Origin of the sequence: Gottschalkia acidurici 9a, assembly GCF_000299355.1 — a bacterium.
GTDB classification, from domain to species: Bacteria; Bacillota; Clostridia; order Tissierellales; family Gottschalkiaceae; genus Gottschalkia; species Gottschalkia acidurici.
The window spans coordinates 2099802-2117470 of record NC_018664.1 but is presented as its reverse complement, the minus strand read 5'-3'; the positions used below and the strand labels follow the sequence as shown (position 1 = coordinate 2117470).

The 17669-nt window shown below is 29.2% G+C and carries 18 protein-coding genes; 17 read left to right on the top strand and 1 reads right to left on the bottom strand.

The genetic code is table 11. The annotated features are described in order from the left end of the window. Position 1 precedes the first annotated feature (1 nt). From CURI_RS10115 to pepT, 15 genes are all read left to right on the top strand, one after another. Positions 2–418, top strand: coding sequence for an acyl-CoA thioesterase (locus CURI_RS10115; RefSeq protein ID WP_014968159.1), 417 nt, complete (start codon positions 2–4; stop codon positions 416–418). Between the two features lie 159 nt (positions 419–577). Continuing rightward, positions 578–829, top strand: coding sequence for a DUF2798 domain-containing protein (locus tag CURI_RS10110; RefSeq protein ID WP_014968158.1), 252 nt, complete (start codon positions 578–580; stop codon positions 827–829). Between the two features lie 90 nt (positions 830–919). Beyond that, the gene (rlmD, locus tag CURI_RS10105) at positions 920–2287 is read left to right on the top strand and encodes a 23S rRNA (uracil(1939)-C(5))-methyltransferase RlmD (protein WP_014968157.1); all 1368 of its coding nucleotides are present in this window, start codon (positions 920–922) and stop codon (positions 2285–2287) included. 156 nt (positions 2288–2443) lie between these two features. Next, complete coding sequence (locus CURI_RS10100; protein ID WP_014968156.1) at positions 2444–3409, top strand: aminoglycoside phosphotransferase family protein; 966 nt, start codon at positions 2444–2446, stop codon at positions 3407–3409. Between the two features lie 189 nt (positions 3410–3598). Continuing rightward, a complete protein-coding gene (locus tag CURI_RS10095; RefSeq protein ID WP_014968155.1) occupies positions 3599–4183 on the top strand; it encodes a manganese efflux pump MntP in 585 nt (194 codons plus the stop codon). Between the two features lie 490 nt (positions 4184–4673). Then, positions 4674–5372, top strand: a complete 699-nt coding sequence (gene vanR, locus CURI_RS10090) for a VanR-ABDEGLN family response regulator transcription factor (RefSeq protein WP_014968154.1) — start codon at positions 4674–4676, stop codon at positions 5370–5372. After that, entirely contained in the window at positions 5350–6498 is a 1149-nt protein-coding gene (locus CURI_RS10085; RefSeq protein ID WP_228370415.1) for a sensor histidine kinase, read from the top strand. Before vanR ends, CURI_RS10085 begins: the two co-directional genes overlap by 23 nt. Positions 6499–6696: 198 nt before the next feature. Next, positions 6697–7683 (top strand): D-alanyl-D-alanine carboxypeptidase family protein, encoded by a 987-nt coding sequence (locus CURI_RS10080; RefSeq protein WP_014968152.1) that lies wholly within the window; start codon positions 6697–6699, stop codon positions 7681–7683. A gap of 296 nt (positions 7684–7979) precedes the next feature. After that, on the top strand, positions 7980–9074 hold the full coding sequence (locus CURI_RS15075) for a TlpA disulfide reductase family protein (RefSeq protein ID WP_014968151.1): 1095 nt from the start codon (positions 7980–7982) through the stop codon (positions 9072–9074). A gap of 79 nt (positions 9075–9153) precedes the next feature. After that, the gene (locus CURI_RS15895) at positions 9154–9303 is read left to right on the top strand and encodes a CD1871A family CXXC motif-containing protein (RefSeq protein WP_095532015.1); all 150 of its coding nucleotides are present in this window, start codon (positions 9154–9156) and stop codon (positions 9301–9303) included. Beyond that, on the top strand, positions 9296–10126 hold the full coding sequence (locus CURI_RS10070; protein ID WP_014968150.1) for a 4Fe-4S binding protein: 831 nt from the start codon (positions 9296–9298) through the stop codon (positions 10124–10126). The genes CURI_RS15895 and CURI_RS10070 overlap by 8 nt, the downstream gene beginning before the upstream one ends. A gap of 269 nt (positions 10127–10395) precedes the next feature. Then, positions 10396–11319, top strand: a complete 924-nt coding sequence (locus CURI_RS10065) for a D-alanyl-D-alanine carboxypeptidase family protein (protein ID WP_014968149.1) — start codon at positions 10396–10398, stop codon at positions 11317–11319. Positions 11320–11532: 213 nt separating this feature from the next. Then, complete coding sequence (locus CURI_RS10060; RefSeq protein ID WP_014968148.1) at positions 11533–12051, top strand: VanZ family protein; 519 nt, start codon at positions 11533–11535, stop codon at positions 12049–12051. A gap of 174 nt (positions 12052–12225) precedes the next feature. Further along, a complete protein-coding gene (locus CURI_RS10055) occupies positions 12226–13017 on the top strand; it encodes an SDR family NAD(P)-dependent oxidoreductase (protein ID WP_228370414.1) in 792 nt (263 codons plus the stop codon). 146 nt (positions 13018–13163) lie between these two features. Next, on the top strand, positions 13164–14375 hold the full coding sequence (gene pepT / locus CURI_RS10050) for a peptidase T (RefSeq protein WP_014968146.1): 1212 nt from the start codon (positions 13164–13166) through the stop codon (positions 14373–14375). A 91-nt stretch (positions 14376–14466) separates the two neighbouring features. Here pepT and CURI_RS10045 read toward each other — a convergent pair whose 3' ends face one another. After that, positions 14467–15138: a zinc dependent phospholipase C family protein gene (locus tag CURI_RS10045; protein WP_051004022.1), complete on the bottom strand. Its 672-nt coding sequence runs from the start codon at positions 15136–15138 to the stop codon at positions 14467–14469. Between the two features lie 410 nt (positions 15139–15548). Between CURI_RS10045 and CURI_RS10040 the strand changes: the two genes are divergently transcribed. After that, a complete protein-coding gene (locus CURI_RS10040; protein ID WP_014968144.1) occupies positions 15549–16661 on the top strand; it encodes an ATP-NAD kinase family protein in 1113 nt (370 codons plus the stop codon). Positions 16662–16800: 139 nt separating this feature from the next. Further along, positions 16801–17583 (top strand): putative ABC transporter permease, encoded by a 783-nt coding sequence (locus tag CURI_RS10035; RefSeq protein ID WP_041701767.1) that lies wholly within the window; start codon positions 16801–16803, stop codon positions 17581–17583. Positions 17584–17669: the final 86 nt, after the last annotated feature.

The following is a 17669-nucleotide window of genomic DNA, read 5'->3' as shown; positions in this document are numbered from 1 at the left end:
ATTGATAAATGAAACAATAGTTAGAGTTAGATATGCAGAAACAGATCAAATGGGGGTCGTTTATCATTCCAACTATATTGTATGGTTTGAGATTGGAAGAACAGAGTTTTTCAGGAATATAGGATTAGAATATACTGAACTAGAATATAACAACATACTAGTTCCAGTAGTAGATGTTAGATGTACTTACAAATCATCTGCAAAATATGATGATGAAATAATAATAAAAACTAAAGTAACTAAGCTTACACCAGCGAGAATACAATTTGATTATGAGATAGTAAGAAAATTCGATAAAGAAGTTTTAGCTAATGGGTATACAGTTCATGCATTTGCATCAAAAGATTTAAAAATTATTAACATGAAAAAAAATTATAAGGAAGTTTTTGATATAATATATGATATTATAGAAAAATAATATATATTATATTACAATAAATAGGTATAGAAAAAATTTCTAAGGTATAAAATGTATAGTAGGACAACAACAATAAAGGCAAACTGATTCTAATCTTTGGCATACCAATTGGCTGGGTATGCTATTTTTTTGCTAAAAAAGTAAAGAGGAAGTGAAATTATGAAAATTAACAAAAGATATTCAAATATAGTTTCTGGATTTATGATTTCTGTATCGTTGTCATTATCCATATCTTTTTTTATAACAGTTATAAAAAGTGCGCCTCTTCCTATCGGACAATTTACAATTATTTGGCTTAAATCTTCATTATTAGGATTTTGCATAGGATTTCCTTTAGCTCAATTATATGTGCCAGTTATACTAAAAATAGTGGATAATATGACTGATGATAAAGAACGTGAAAATGGATAGTAATTATATGAATATTAAAAATTTATAGGCTGGACAGTAAAAATAATATTACTTATAATTGAAAGGAAGAAAAGAGAGAGAGGTCAGTATATGAGTGAAATAATAAAAAGAGGAACTATATTAGATGGAGAAATCATAGATATAACACATGAAGGAAAAGGTGTAGCTAAAATAAATGGATTAACTGTATTTATAGACGGTGGAACTATAGGAGATATAGTAAAGATAAAAATAAGTGAAATGAAAAAAAGATTTGCTTTAGGAAAAGTATTAGAAATAGTAAAACCATCAGTCTATAGGGTCGATTCATTATGCAAAGTATCAGAAAATTGTGGTGGATGTCAACTCAGAGATTTAAAGTATGAAAAACAATTAGAATTAAAGACAAATAAAGTAATTAATGATATAGAGAAAATAGGAAAACTAAAAAACGTAATAGTTCATAACATTATAGGAATGGAAGACCCATTAAGATATAGAAACAAGGTTCAAGTTCCAGTAGATGAAAATCATATAGGATTTTATAAAAAGGAAAGTCATAATATAGTAGATACAGATGAGTGTATAATACAACATGAACTGAGTGAGAAAGCTATAAATATAGTAAGAGAGTTTATGAAGAAATTCAATGTATCTGGATATAATAGGAAGACCGCAGAAGGAAATATAAGACATGTAATAACTAAAGTATCTTTTAAAACTAAGGATACTATGATTATAATAGTAACTAATACTAAAAGATTACCTTATTATGAAGAACTTATAGATATGTTAAAAAAAGAAATTCCAAGTGTAAAAAGTATAGTTCAGAACATAAATAAAAATAAGACCAACTTAGTACTCGGAGATAAAAATAAAGTGTTATATGGTGATGAAAAAATAATAGACTATATAGGAGCGTTAAAGTTTAATATTTCTCCACAATCATTCTTTCAAATAAATTCTATTCAAACTGAAATACTATATAAGAAGGCGCTAGAATATGCAGATTTAAAAGGAAAAGAAACTGTGTATGATATATATTGTGGTATAGGTACAATATCATTGTTTCTTGCCCAAAAAGCTAAAAAAGTCTATGGTATAGAAGTAATAAGTGAAGCTATAGAAGATGCTAAAGAAAATGCAGAACTAAACGGTATAGAAAATGTAGAATTTTATGAAGGAACAGCAGAAACAGTACTACCTGAACTCTATAAAGAGGGAATAAAAGCAGATGTAATAGTACTAGATCCACCAAGAAAAGGATGTGAAAAAGAAGTACTAGACACTATAGTGTCAATGAAACCAGAAAGAGTAGTTTATGTCTCTTGTAATCCTTCTACACTTGCTAGAGACCTTAACTATTTAAGTAATAAAGGATTTTTAGTTAAAGAAGTTCAACCAGTAGATGTTTTTGCTGGGAGTATGCATGTTGAATGTGTAGTTTTGTTGGTGAATAGTGGACAAGTGGGAAAATAAGACGATTTAATCATAAGATGTTGAAGTTTTGTTCGTTTTTATAGATGACATCCTAAGAACGCAAATTTTATAGAGGAAAAGTTCCCTTTCATCGCAATATATCAAGAAATGAGAGAATCTTCAAGATGATATTAAATATTCTAAAGGAGATGTGATATGAGTCATATCAAACATATTATAAATAAATATTATGATATAGAGGTCAATACCATTGCTTCTCAAAAGGGAGGATGGTCGGCACTGGCGTACCGTATTGAAGATTGTACACACACCTATTTTTTAAAGAAGTATGAGAAATCCAGAGCTTCAACGCAAAAGTATACAGCTTTGATAGATCAATATATTCCAATTACGCAGTGGCTCATACAGTACTCTGATTTAAAAGGAAAGCTGCCAGTTCCTCTGTTAACAAGGGATGGAACATATAAGTGTGAAGATAAGAACGCTATCTATCTTCTCTATGAGTTTATAGATGGTGAAACAGTAGGGGAAAAAACTTTAACACCAAAGCAGGTAGAACAGCTTGGAGGATTAGTCGCATCCCTTCACAAGTACGGAAAGGAGATTCCTATTCATACAGAGGATATTGTTGAAAGTTTCGAAGTTCCTTTTATTAGAGAGCTTAATAAAATACTCTTAGAAAAAGCTGGTCTCCTTCCAGCCACAGTCAAACTACTGTTACAGCCTTATATTTCTTCCATCAATATTTTGATAGATACTTTATTAAAGTTGCAAAAAAATTTAAAAAACAGTAATATTAAACGGGTACTCTGCCATACAGACCTTCATAACTGGAATCTAATGGAGTCCAAGGGACAATTGATACTTATTGATTGGGAAGGATTAAAGCTGGCTCCTCCAGAGGCGGATATTATGTTTTTCACGGATAAAACCTATTACTCTCAATTTATGGATGCCTATCGAAAAACTCATAAAGATTTCACTCTAAATCAAGAAGCCTTGAGATTTTATCAAATTCGTCGGAATTTAGAGGATATATGGGAATGGCTGGAGCAACTTTTGTTTGACAGACAGGATGAAGATGCCAAGAATGATAGTATTGAGGGACTTCAGATGGCATTGAAAGATACAGAATTTTTTAATTCTAAGTTTGTATTGTAATTATGGATGGTTTCCAATGGAGGTAACATAATGAATAAAGAGAAATATAATATTCAGACTTTGACACCAAGGGGGTATTAGGCTCAATTGGCATTTTTGTATTCCCAAGGAACGTTGAATGTGTTGCGTTTATAGAGAGAATGAATCTTTTTTTATATTAAAAACTAAAAGGATAAAGGAGAAAGAAATATGAGTTTACTTGAACTGTTTATTATAGCAGTTGGGTTATCAATGGATGCATTTGCAGTAGCCATTTGTAAAGGATTGTCTATAAAAAAGATTAATGTTAAAAAGGCTGGAATAGTTGGGCTGTATTTTGGAGCATTTCAAGCAGGAATGCCTTTAATAGGATATTTTCTTGGAGTGAGGTTTCAAAACAAAATTACATCTATTGACCACTGGATAGCATTTATATTGCTTTTATTTATTGGTTTAAAAATGATTCGTGAATCAAGAGGTTGCGAATGTGGAATTGAAGATGACTCTAAGAGTATAGGTGACTCTCTTAGTTTTAAAAGCATGTCCGTGTTAGCAGTTGCAACAAGTATTGATGCCCTAGCGGTAGGAGTTACCTTAGCATTTCTTAATGTAAACATTACTACGGCAGTTTTGCTTATAGGAATTGTTACTTTTGTATTATCAATGTTTGGTGTTAGGATAGGAAATACATTTGGAAATAAATTTAAGACGAAGGCGGAACTTATAGGTGGACTAATTCTAATATTTATGGGTACTAAAATTTTATTTGAGCATCTAGGAATAGTAGGATCTTAGACAGAAGAAAATATTATTTTGAAATCTGTAGTAAGAAATAAATCAAAACTAATATTAAAAAATAAGAAACGAAAAAATACTAGAATAGCAAAATATAATGAATAATTCTTAATTTTCATAATTTAAGTAAAAGATATAAAGTAAGTCTATAATTAATAAAAAAAAGGATGAACTAACCTTAGATAAAATAACTAACAGGGAGAATTTAAGTTACCCTGTTTTTTCTTTATAAGATCAGATAGATTTAAACTATCTGATCTATTTTGATTCTTTATAACTTAATACAAGTAAATAATTAACATAATAGATCAAATAAGTAAGTCAATAATAGTAAATATATTGACTGAATGAATTGCTTAAATTGCTATGATAATATAAAATAATATCTTAGGAAAAAACAATACAGATTTAGAGAAAGTTATAAAATTAATACAGTAAATAAATCTAAGAATTTTAAGGATATAAAATACAATAAAAAGAAGGTGTATATATGACTGCTAAAATATTAGTAGTTGAAGATGAAAAAGAAATAGCTAACTTAATTGAATTATACTTAAAAAATGAGAACTTTATAGTATTTAAGTGCTATACAGGAGCAGAGGCGATAAAAGTTATAGAAAATGAACAGTTAGATATGGCTATTTTAGACATCATGCTTCCAGATATAGATGGATTTTCAATATGCCAAAAAATAAGAGCTTCTTACAACTTTCCAATTATAATGTTAACTGCAAAAGATGAAGAGTTAGACAAGATTACAGGATTGACACTAGGTGCAGATGATTATATTACAAAGCCATTTAGACCACTAGAATTAGTAGCAAGGGTAAAGGCACAGTTAAGAAGATTTACAAAGTATAATCAATTAAATAAATCTCAAAAAGAAAATATAATTTCTATAGGAGGATTAATAGTAGATAAAGATACTCATGAATGCTTCTTAAATGAAAAATCATTATCCTTAACTCCGACAGAGTTTTCAATTCTATGGGTATTATGTGAAAATAAAGGACAAGTTGTAAGCTCTGATGAATTGTTTAGGAAAGTTTGGGGAGAGAAATACTTTACTAACAATAATAACACTATTATGGTTCATATTAGGCATCTAAGAGAAAAAATGAATGATTCTGCTGAGAATCCTAAATATATCAAAACTGTATGGGGAGTTGGTTATAAAATTGAAGGCTAAAAGAACAAGAAAAAATGACTACTTAGCATTTAAACGGAAAATATCCTTTAAAGTATTAATGCTTATCTTAGCAAGTGTTGGATTTTTAATATTATTAAGTATAGGATTAAGAGGTCATTTTGGAAATTGGATTGTAAATTTTTTAAAGGATACATTTTATTTATCTGACTCAGATGCAGTGATTATTCATCAATATGTATTTCGTAATAATATAAATGAAATTATGTTGGGGTCATGCGTTGTTTTTTTCTTAATTATATTTAGATTTGCTATCTCTTGGGTGACAAAATACTTTGATGAGATAGACAGGGGAATGGATATTTTAGTGAGTGGTTCAGACGGAGATATTGAATTATCACCAGAGATGAGCTCTATGGAAACTAAGTTAAATATGTGTAAGCATATTTTAGAAAAGAGAGAAAGAGATGCTAAACAGGCAGAGCAAAGAAAGAATGATTTAGTTGTTTATTTAGCACATGATATAAAAACTCCTCTTACTTCAGTTATTGGATATTTGGATTTAATGTCAGAGATACCCGATATGCCTATTGAACAAAGAGCAAAGTACATGGAAATTACTTTAGAAAAGGCAAGTAGACTTGAAAAACTTATTAATGAATTTTTTGAAATTACTAGATATAATCTTCAAGCCATTGTATTAGAGAAAAAAGATTTTAATTTATCTTATATGCTGTTTCAAATGGCTGATGAATTTTATCCAATGCTTTCTGAAAAAAAGCAAGAAGTTATAGTAAATGCAGAAGATAATATTATGCTTTGTGGTGATCCAGATAAACTAGCAAGAGTATTTAATAATGTATTTAAAAATGCAATTGCATATGGTTATGAAAATAGTGAAGTTACAATAGATGTGAAGAAACAATCGCAGAATGCCATTATAACTTTTAAAAATTATGGAAAAAGTATTCCACAGCAAAAATTGAACAGCATATTTGAAAAGTTTTATAGGATAGATGAATCTAGAGGAACAGAAACTGGTAATGCTGGTTTAGGCCTTGCTATTGCTAAAGAAATTATAACTCTACATGAAGGTGAAATTTATGCGGAGAGCAATGACGACTATACTACATTCTATATAAAAATACCGGGAGTAATCAATAACTAATGAACACCATTCTACTATGATATGAAAAATCATAGAGAATGGTGTTTTTTATTGGGTTAAAAAGTCATGAAAACATTAATCGGTTCTTAAGAGAATCTTAAGTAGTCTATAAGTGATTGTTTATACATAAAATATTTACTTTTATTAGAATTGTATTGTAAGACAATATTGTAATTTGCACTTAGGAGGAATATTAAAATGAGATCACGTAGACAAAGACACAATGAGAAAAAGAGCAAGATAAAGCTTACTCTTCTAATGATATGTATATTTTTTACAATATGTATAGCGGCTTTATTTATGTTAAATCACTCAACAAATAAAAATAACCTTGAAACAGAAATAACTGAAGAAAAACAAAAAGTAAGGTCTTACGATAAAATTAATCAGGATGTAGCTTATGATATACATAGTTCAAACGCCATTCTTATTTCTTTAGATGATAATGAAATATTATTGGATAAATCAGGTGATGAAAGAGTTTATCCTGCATCTCTTACAAAAATTATGACAGCTATAGTAGCAATTGAAAATCTACCTAATCTAAATCAAAAGATTCATCTAGAGAAAGATATGTTTGATGAACTATACACACAAGGTGCTTCTATGGCAGGTTTCTTACCAAATGAAAGTGTAGAAGCAATTGATTTAATTTACGGAGTATTACTGCCTTCTGGCGCAGAAAGTTGTATTGGATTAGCTAACGAAATTTCAGACTCAGAAAAAGATTATGTTAGGTTAATGAATGAAAAGGCTCAAGAGCTAGGAATGAAGAATACTCACTTTACAAATTCTACAGGACTACATAATGAAAGACATTATAGTACTGTAAGTGATATTGCAATCCTGCTGGAATATGCATTACAAGATGATACATTTAGAGAAATATATACATCAAAAAGCCATACAGCACAGGGGACTAATCTTCAACCTGATGGAGTTACTTTACAAAGTACAATGTTCAAACATATGGATACAGATGAGCTGAATAATGGAACCATTGAAGGTGGAAAAACCGGTTATACACAAGAGGCTAAGTTATGCCTTGCTAGTTTAGCAAATATAGATGGCAAGGAATATATTCTGGTTACTGCTAATGCAGACGGAAGTCCTCAAACGGAGCAGTTCAATATTCTAGATGCATTTACTGTGTATAACCAAATTTCTGATAGTAGTGACTATTGAAAATATTAAGCGTCTCATAAGCAATTCTTAAGAATTCAATAAGGATATATATACAAATATTCTCCTTAATTCCTATAAACTCTATTTGTTGTCATGAAACTATTTATGAAAGGAGAAATAAAAATGTATAGAAAAAATTATATTTTTATTGGAGGACCATAAATTATAAGTTTTTTGAAATCAAAATTAGAATAAACCAAGTTGTTTATATAGCTTTATAAGCTTTATTTATAAAATAGTAAATTAGCAATTATTATAGCTAAAGCATGAAAATATAAAAATAAAGGAGAGTTAATATGAAAAGAAAAATCTTAATAACCTTAATAGCGGGAGTACTTTCTATATCAATGGTAGCGTGTGATAAATCTAAGGAAGAAAATTCAAAGCAAACCAAAAGTGAAACTAAAAAAGCAGAAACCGTACAAGATGAAACATTAAGAAGATTTGAAGATATAGGAGTTGAGTTTAGTGTACCTAGCAAGTGGAAGAGTAAAGCACAAAATATAGATGCATATGCAACCCAAGCAGAAGAAAATATAGAAGGACAAATGATAGTTAGTTTCATACCTGATGAGACTATGGAGAAAGCACGAAAATTAAGTGAAGAAGCAGACAAAATTCCAGAAACAGATAAAGAAAAAATCAAAAAAGCTGCAGATGAAATTATGGATTTAACTAAGGAATTTAAAGAGTTATGGACTGTAGCAGTTATAGATAAGGGTAAAGAAGAGGGTAAACTTCAGAAAGAGTTATTTGCAAAATATAAAAATAAAGACTTAATGGGAAAAGAAGATAATCTTGAATTTTACTTACTATATAATGATACTCTTGATACTAATGGCTTATCAGAAAAGTCTAAGAAAGAATATGAAGAAATACATGGAGAAATTAAAGAATTTAAAAGCTTGATTAAGACATTTAAGCCAGTAACAGAACAGGAAAAATTAAGTGAAAATAAGAAACTTGAATTTAATGCTAAAACTCTAGATGGTAAGAAAATAGACAGTAGTATTTTAAAAGATAGTAAACTTACGATGGTAAATATATGGGCTACATATTGTGGACCATGTATAAAAGAAATGCCTGATCTTCAAAAGCTTTATGAGGAAGTTAAGGATGAGAATATTAATATCCTTGGTATCGTTTCAGATACACCGGATCCAGATAATGAAGAACTAGCTAAACAAATTGTATCAAAAAAAGGTGTAAAGTTTGCCAATATTATTCCAGATGAAAAGCTTATGAATGGTATATTACAAGACGTTTCAGGAGTTCCAACTACGTTCTTTGTTGATAGTGAAGGTAATATCATTGGAGAGTTTGTAGTAGGTGCTAAGAATAAAGACGGATATATGAAAGAAATTCAAGATAGATTAAAAAGTATAAAGTAGTAAAATATATACCTTACCTTATAGTAGGTGAGGTATATAACTGTTATTTAATAAACGAGATATTAAGGAAGTGGAATTTATGAATGTAGATAAATTCAACAGAAAAGTAAGATATGGAATGTTAATTATGAGCATTATATTTATTTTTACTGGAATATACAGAGATGAAGTAAGAATTGTATTAAAAAAGGCAATAAACATATGTTTGGAGTGTATAGGAATTGGATAAGAGAATAATAACACAAATTATTGCGACTATAACTACTAATGCAAATATAAACGGATTTCTAAACGGTACTATCTATAAAGGAAATACAAAAAAACTATGTGTTCCAGGTCTAAACTGTTACTCTTGTCCAGGAGCCATGGGATCTTGTCCAATAGGTTCTTTACAGGCTGTTATGGGAACAATAAGGTATAATTTTTCACTATATGTAATTGGATTTATGTCTTTATTCGGTGTAATATTTGGGAGATTTATATGTGGATGGTTATGTCCATTTGGCTTTATTCAGGACTTACTATATAAGATACCTTCTAAAAAGATAAATGTGAGTAAAAAGGTAAACAATGTGCTTAAATACTTTAAATATATCATACTAGCACTGTTTGTTATAATCTTTCCTATGTTTTTAGTAAATGAATTTGGAACAAGTCCTCCATATTTTTGTCAATATATATGCCCTGCAGGAACGCTAGAAGGTGGAATACCACTAATTTCACAAAATGAATCTTTAAGAGGGGCCTTAGGATATTTATTTGTTTGGAAGATGTTTTTATTAATTTTAACGATTGTATCATCGATACTTATATATAGACCATTTTGTAGATTTGTATGTCCATTAGGAGCATTCTACTCACTATTTAATAAAATAAGTTTTTATAAGTATGAAGTAGACAAAACCAAGTGTACAAGCTGTAGCGCATGTACACACAAGTGCAAGATGAATATAGAAGTTTATAAAAATCCTAATAGTCCTGAATGCATTAGATGTGGAGAATGTATAAAAACATGTCCTACGAAATCTATAAAAAAAGGATTTAAATTTTAAAGATTCATATAAAAACTTAAAATCATAAGCATTATATAAAATCTTGATATTAATTAATGAATAAGGAATACCATCTTACTATAGTACAAAAAAGCATAGTAAAATGGTATTTCTTTATTTTTGTGATAAGTTGAAACTATGAGAATTAAGCAGCCCTTAAGATAATCTTAAGAAGTCTATAAGCTGTTGTTTATACAAAAAGTATTGCTTTATACTAGAATAATATTATAAGACAATACTTAATCTTATATCCAAGGAGGAATATTAAAATGATAGCTTATAGATCAAAGAACGAAACCAAAAAGAGAAAAATAAGAGGTGATCTTTTAATAATATGTATATGTATTACAGTATTACTTTTATTAAATAGTGTAATGGCTAATGACTTATATAATAATCTATATAGTTCAAATGCCATTCTTATATCTTTAGATGATAATGAAGTATTAATAGATAAATCAAGTAATAAAAGAATTTATCCAGCATCTCTTACAAAGATTATGACGGCAATATTAGCGATTGAAAATCTACCTAATTTAAATGAAAAGATTTATTTGTCAGAAGATATGTTTCAAGAATTGTACTCTCAAGGTGCTTCTATGGCAGGTTTCTTACCGAATGAAAGTGTACAAGCAATTGATTTAATTTACGGAGTACTATTACCTTCTGGTGCAGAAAGCTGTATTGGATTAGCTAATGCAATTTCAGGATCAGAAAAAAACTATGTGAGGTTAATGAATGAAAAGGCTAAAGAACTAGGAATGAAGAATACTCATTTTACAAACTCTACAGGATTACATGATATTAATCATTATAGTAGTGTAAGTGATATAGCAATACTACTAAAATATGCATTACAGAATGATACATTTAGAGAAGTATATACATCAAAAAGTCACACGACACAAGCTACTAATCTTCAACCTAATGGGATTACTCTTCAAAGTACAATGTTTAAACATATGGATACAGAAGAGATAAATAACGGAATTATTGAAGGTGGAAAAACTGGTTATACAGAACAAGCTAAACTATGTCTTGCTAGCTTAGCAAAAATAGATGATAAGGAGTATATTTTAGTAACAGCTAATGCAGATGGAAACCCCTATACAAAGCAATTCAATATTTTTGATGCATTCACTGCCTATAACCAAGTTTCTCAAAATAATGTCTCTTTAAAATATCAAAAATAGGCTTTGTTAGGTAATTGTGTTATTAATTATATAAGCAATAGTTATGAAATAGATATCAACTATACTTCATAGAAAGCATGCCTATTTTATTGCAAGAGATGGATAGAAAATCCATGGGTAAAGATTTGAATAAGGATGAACTTAGATATTTAATTTCAGTAGCACAAGGTACTAATTATATAGATTAAGTTATTAAATGAAGGAGTAAGAAACATGAATAAAAAAAGACACAATTTATTAGTAACATTATTACTAATTTATACAATTGTTATAATCTATTTTATGTTCTTTGGATTTGGTAGACTGCAGGCAAGTAGCACTATTCTAGGATATCGTTTTTCGATAATTCCTACAAGAATACCATTATGGTATCCGAAGGAATTGTCACTTTTGTGGTTTTTTAGTTTAGGTAATCTATTAGCTTTTGTGCCTTTTGGAATACTAATACCTATGATATTTGATACTAAATATTATAAATTTATATTTGTTTTTTTGATTTTCATATTATCATTAGAAATTCTTCAAATGATAACATATCTTGGTAGTTTTGATACGGAAGATATAATTATAAACTCAATAGGAGCTACTATAGGCTTTTTATCATACAAAATAAGTAATAAGTTTAAACTAGTATCACAAAAAACAATCAGTACTTTATTTTTAATTTTGATTTTATCTTTTACAATGATTAATTTTGCAGAGATTTTTAATAAATTTATATCCTATACTTAAATGGTCAACGAGAATTTTATAGTTCATAACTTTAATATATTGCGTACTCATCACATAATTGTCTAATGTAGCCTAAAATTAAAATACTAAAGATTTATATATGCTAATAGTGAAACCGTAGATGTATATACAATACATTGACATGCATCCATAAGAGGAATAGGATATTAATATATGGGTAAAAATAATGACAAAACAAAATATTCTGGAGGTGCTTATGTGTTACTAAAAGATAAGGTTGCTGTTATCACTGGTGCGGCATCAGGATTTGGAAAAGAAGCATCATTACTATTCTCTAAGCAAGGTGCAAAAATAGTAGCAGTGGATTACGATGTGGCTGGCGAAAAAGTAGTAGAAGAAATCAAGAAAAATGGTTGTGAAGCAATATTTGTAAAAGCAGATGTATCATCAGATGAAGATGTTAAAAACTTTATTGATAAAGCAATACAACAATTTGGAAAGATAGATATACTTTTCAATAATGCTGGGGTATATGTCCCTGGAAAAGCTGATGAACTTTCTGAAAGTGATTGGGATAGAGTAATAAATATAAATTTGAAAAGCGTGTATTTAGTAAGTAAATATGCAGTTCCACATATGAAAACAAATAATGAAGGAGTAATAATAAATACTGCTTCAGCTGCTGGAATTATTGGCTTCCCAGATGCTATATCTTATGCTGCATCTAAAGGTGGAGTTGTTTCTTTAACTAAAGCTATGGCGGTGGATTATGCTCAACATAACATTAGAGTAAACTGTATTTGTCCAGGTACTGGTGAAACTGGAATGACCAAAGATGTACTTGAGAATAAAGAACTAAGAGAAATGTTTTTAGCACCCATACCATTAAAAAGGTTTGGTCAAGTAGAAGATATAGCAAATGCAGCGCTTTTCTTAGCATCTGATTTATCTTCATATTTAACAGGAGTTGTTCTTCCTGTAGATGGTGGATGGACTGTAGCATAATTTAAAAGTTTAAATACTTATAAAGACTATATAAAAACTAAAAGCTAATATATTTTTCATGTTCCCTTAGACAGATAGTTTAAGGGTCATTTTTATTATAAATTGTAGGAATACAAGCACAATATAGTTAACGAGAGGAAGATTATATGGAAAAAATAGTTGAAAGATTTACTAGATATATAGCTATAGATACAAAATCTGATGAAAGTAGTGAAAGTTGTCCAAGTACACCTGGGCAATTAGAACTTGGAAAGCTATTAGTAGAAGAGTTGAAAGAATTAGGACTTAAGGATGTAAAACAGGATGAGAATGGTTATATATATGCTACACTTAAGTCCAATATAGATAAAAAGGTACCGACAATAGGTTTCATTGCTCACTTAGATACTAGTCCTAGCTTAGATGGTAAATGTATAAATCCTAATATACTTCTATACGAGGATGGAGATATAAAACTAAATGATCAATATACTATGACAGTAAAAGAGTTTCCTTTCCTAGAAGAGCTTAAAGGAAAAGAAATCATTACAACAGATGGTACAACTTTACTAGGTGCAGATGATAAGGCGGGAGTAGCTGCAATTATGGATGCCGTTGAATATTTAATTAAACATCCAGAAGTTAAACATGGAGATATTAAAATAGGTTTTACGCCAGACGAAGAAATAGGTAGAGGAGCAGACTTATTTGATGTAAAGGGTTTTAATGCAGACTTTGCTTATACTATAGATGGAGGGCCTGTTGGTGAGTTGGAGTATGAAAACTTTAATGCTGCAAGTGTAAAGATAGAAATTCAAGGTAAAAATGTTCATCCAGGAACAGCAAAAGATATTATGGTTAATTCACTTAGAGTGGCTATGGAGATTGAAAATATGTTACCAGTAAATCAGAAACCAGAATATACCGAAATGTATGAAGGTTTCTATTTATTAGATTCAATGTCTGGAAGTGTAGACTATACTGTTTCTAACTATATTATTAGAGATCATTCAATAGATAAATTTGAGGAGAAGAAAGAATATTTAAAAAAAATAGTAGAACTTTTAAATCACAAGTATGACAATATAATTAATATGGAAATAAAAGATAGTTACTACAATATGAAAGAAAAGATTGAACCGCATATGGAGATTGTTGAATTAGCTAAAAGTTCTATGATAGAGCTTGGAATAGAACCTATTATTAAGCCTATAAGAGGTGGAACAGATGGTGCAAGACTTTCATATATGGGTTTACCATGCCCTAATATTTTCACAGGTGGATACAACTTTCATGGAAGGTTTGAATTGATACCTACAGAATCTATGAAATTGGCATCAAACTTAATTATAAAAATTATTGAGAATAATGCTAAATAGGTAAGGTTTTTAGACTATTAAATTTAAAAATAATAAATAAGAAGAGGTCAGGAAAGAAAGAAGAGAAGAAAAACAACTTTCAATCCTGACCTTATTGAGTTATGCCCATTGTAAAGATATCGTTATAGAACATAATCATTGCTCCTGCTGTAGTTTTTTGAGCTAAAGGCAGTGCACATTTGGTAACCTGATAATAACGTTGTTCATCATCTAAAATGAGATTAAACTTTGTATAAATTTTAATAGCAATTCGAGCGTTATATCTAATATAGTCCTCTATGGAGTCTAATAAATATAATTGTTTGACAACCTGAAAGTCTTTAATATATTTATAAGTTTGTTTAACAAAAGTTTCGTATTGACGATGACTGTCTAGTAGTCTGATATTAGCATGCTGTGGTATAGTCATATCCTGAATAATATGCAAAGCTGCGCCTAAATAAAATAGAGATTTGTTGAATTCTCCAACTTTCCATAGGTTAATGGCATTAGAGTAGTAATCTATACCTAAGTTCATAGCATTACTTCTGCCATACAAGCCTTTATTTTTATAGGGATTATAAAAATGATTTGAGCTTTTAAAATCTTGATCTGCCCACACAGCTCCTTCGTTAATATTTAAAATATAACTATTAAAAAAGTTATGCTCTTCCATATAACCATTATTCATAAGCACTTTTAATGATTTAACGTTAATAAACTTATGAACCTCACATTTAGTTTCAATAATTGACTTCTTTAAAGGATTTGCAATACCAAACATTGTCCTTAAAAAATAATCATAGGCTGTTTGCAAAATGTCTATTTTAATTACCTCCTATCTTTCCGTATATAAAATTATTGTTTGTAATTTTAGAAAAAATAGACACTATAATTACTTAATTTTGATTGTAAGCATCACTTTTATAGTGTATTTTAACGTTCTATACGTGTACATTTACTAGAATTTAGTTATAATTTGATTAACTGTGAAGGTTATTAATCATAAATTCTCCTAAAAGATATAATTTATACAGAAGTAGTTTAGGAAGTTCCATATTTATGATAGAATAAATACTAGGATAACTTAAAATACAAACATATATAGCTCATATCATTTAAAAATCATTATAAATAACAGTAGGTAATAAAACTATTTTTACATGTGTTTATAAAACAAGAGGAGGTTTTTTTATGAAACTAGGACTTATAGTAAATCCAATTGCAGGAATGGGAGGAAGAGTAGGACTTAAAGGGACAGATGGTCCTGAGGTTTTAGAGAAAGCACTTAGTTTAGGTGCAGTACCTGAATCACCAGAAAAAGCAAAAAAAGCTTTAAAAGTCTTACTTCCACTCAAAGATAATTTACAAATCATTACTTATCCTGGAAAAATGGGTGAAGAAGAAGCTATAGAAGTGGGATTTGAACCTACAGTACTTGGAGATGGTAAAGGAGACACTAGTCCTTTAGATACAGAGCAAGCTGCAAAACAAATGGTTGAAGCTGGAGTAGATATAATACTTTTTGCAGGTGGAGATGGTACTGCACGTAATATCTGTAGCGCTATAGGAACAGAAATACCAGTTATAGGTATACCAGCAGGAGTAAAAATTCATTCAGCAGTGTATGCAAATCATCCTAGAGCAGCAGGTGAAGTAGTTTTAAAATATCTTCAAAATGAAAATATGAACACAAAAGAATCAGAAGTAATGGATATAGATGAAGAAGCATTTAGAAAAGGAACAGTGACTACAAGGCTATATGGTTATATGAAGATTCCTGTAGAAGAAGGATTAATTCAAGTAACTAAATCTGGTGGGGGAAGTTCAGAAGCAGAATCATTAGAAGGGATCTCTGAGAGAATAGTAGATGATATGGAGGATGATGTATTCTACATAATTGGATCAGGTACATCTATTAGACCTATCATGGATAAGTTAGAGTTACCTAATACTCTTTTAGGAATAGATATTGTAAAAAATAAAGAATTAGTGGCATCGGATGTAAATGAAAAACAAATTCTAGATATAATAGGAGACAATAAAGCTAAGATAATAGTTACTGTTATTGGTGGTCAAGGATACATTTTTGGAAGAGGAAACCAACAGTTAAGTGCAGAAGTTATAAAAAGAGTAGGAAAAGCAAATATACGAATAATAGCAACTAAAAGCAAACTTATGTCACTAGAAGATAGACCTCTTTTAGTAGACACAGGAAACGATGAAGTAAACAGTATGTTTACTGGCTACACAAGGGTTTTAAGTAATTATGACACTGAAAATATAATGGAGATAAAAGGTTTATAATAAAGTACAAAACTTATTTAAATAATTAAATCTAGACTCCCCTATACTTATAGTTAGGGGAGTTTAATATTAATACAATGTTTATGCTATGATATTTTTTATAATATAGTGACTTTAATGAATGAAAGGTGAGATACCAATGACTCAAGACATTATGCTATATCAATATATTTGGTTCTTTACAATCTATGCTTTTATTGGATGGTGCACTGAGGTTATTTATGCCACTGTAAATACCGGTAAGTTTGTTAACAGAGGCTTTCTGAATGGACCAGTATGTCCTATATATGGATTTGGAACAGTTATATTAGTTTATTTTCTAACACCAGTTAAGGATAATCTTATTATACTTTTTTTAGGTTCAGTTATCCTAACTTCACTACTTGAATATATAACCGGTTTTATACTAGAAAAACTATTTCATCATAAATGGTGGGATTACTCTGGGGAACCTTTTAATATTCAAGGGTATATTTGCTTGAAGTTCTCACTTTTATGGGGACTTGGATGTATATTAATTATGAAAGTTATTCATCCAATTATAAATAGGTTTGTTATGGATATACCTAAATTCTTCGGATATCCACTTGTTTTATTTATACTATTAATTTTTATTGTAGATGCTTATGTTACAGTAGTATCAATATATGGCCTAAATAGAAAGCTTGATCAGCTTGAGGATATTACAATTAAAATAAAAGAACTTTCAGATGAGCTTGGTGAAAATATATCTGGACGAACTCATACTATATTAGAAAAAAATGAGAAGTTAAAAATAAGATTTAATGAATTAAGATTAAAACAAAAAGAGGTCTTAAAAGAAAGACAATTAATACACAAAAGACTTATTAAAGCATTTCCAAATATGAAATCGAATCGATTCTATGAAGCTCTTGAAAAATTGAAAAAACATAGTAAATAATATAAAAAACTTTATAAAAAAATTGTAGCAAAATTATAAAATTTAGAGCAAGTTTATAACAAAGTTGGGTATAGAATAAATATGTA

Bases quoted from the DNA above. Each gene is read 5' to 3' on its own strand.
- CURI_RS10110 (WP_014968158.1), top strand. From the start codon at position 578: ATGAAAATTAACAAAAGATATTCAAATATAGTTTCTGGATTTATGATT.
- rlmD (WP_014968157.1), top strand. From the start codon at position 920: ATGAGTGAAATAATAAAAAGAGGAACTATATTAGATGGAGAAATCATA.
- CURI_RS10100 (WP_014968156.1), top strand. From the start codon at position 2,444: ATGAGTCATATCAAACATATTATAAATAAATATTATGATATAGAGGTC.
- CURI_RS10095 (WP_014968155.1), top strand. From the start codon at position 3,599: ATGAGTTTACTTGAACTGTTTATTATAGCAGTTGGGTTATCAATGGAT.
- vanR (WP_014968154.1), top strand. From the start codon at position 4,674: ATGACTGCTAAAATATTAGTAGTTGAAGATGAAAAAGAAATAGCTAAC.
- CURI_RS10080 (WP_014968152.1), top strand. From the start codon at position 6,697: ATGAGATCACGTAGACAAAGACACAATGAGAAAAAGAGCAAGATAAAG.
- CURI_RS15075 (WP_014968151.1), top strand. From the start codon at position 7,980: ATGAAAAGAAAAATCTTAATAACCTTAATAGCGGGAGTACTTTCTATA.
- CURI_RS15895 (WP_095532015.1), top strand. From the start codon at position 9,154: ATGAATGTAGATAAATTCAACAGAAAAGTAAGATATGGAATGTTAATT.
- CURI_RS10065 (WP_014968149.1), top strand. From the start codon at position 10,396: ATGATAGCTTATAGATCAAAGAACGAAACCAAAAAGAGAAAAATAAGA.
- CURI_RS10060 (WP_014968148.1), top strand. From the start codon at position 11,533: ATGAATAAAAAAAGACACAATTTATTAGTAACATTATTACTAATTTAT.
- CURI_RS10055 (WP_228370414.1), top strand. From the start codon at position 12,226: ATGGGTAAAAATAATGACAAAACAAAATATTCTGGAGGTGCTTATGTG.
- pepT (WP_014968146.1), top strand. From the start codon at position 13,164: ATGGAAAAAATAGTTGAAAGATTTACTAGATATATAGCTATAGATACA.
- CURI_RS10045 (WP_051004022.1), bottom strand. From the start codon at position 15,138: ATGTTTGGTATTGCAAATCCTTTAAAGAAGTCAATTATTGAAACTAAA.
- CURI_RS10040 (WP_014968144.1), top strand. From the start codon at position 15,549: ATGAAACTAGGACTTATAGTAAATCCAATTGCAGGAATGGGAGGAAGA.
- CURI_RS10035 (WP_041701767.1), top strand. From the start codon at position 16,801: ATGACTCAAGACATTATGCTATATCAATATATTTGGTTCTTTACAATC.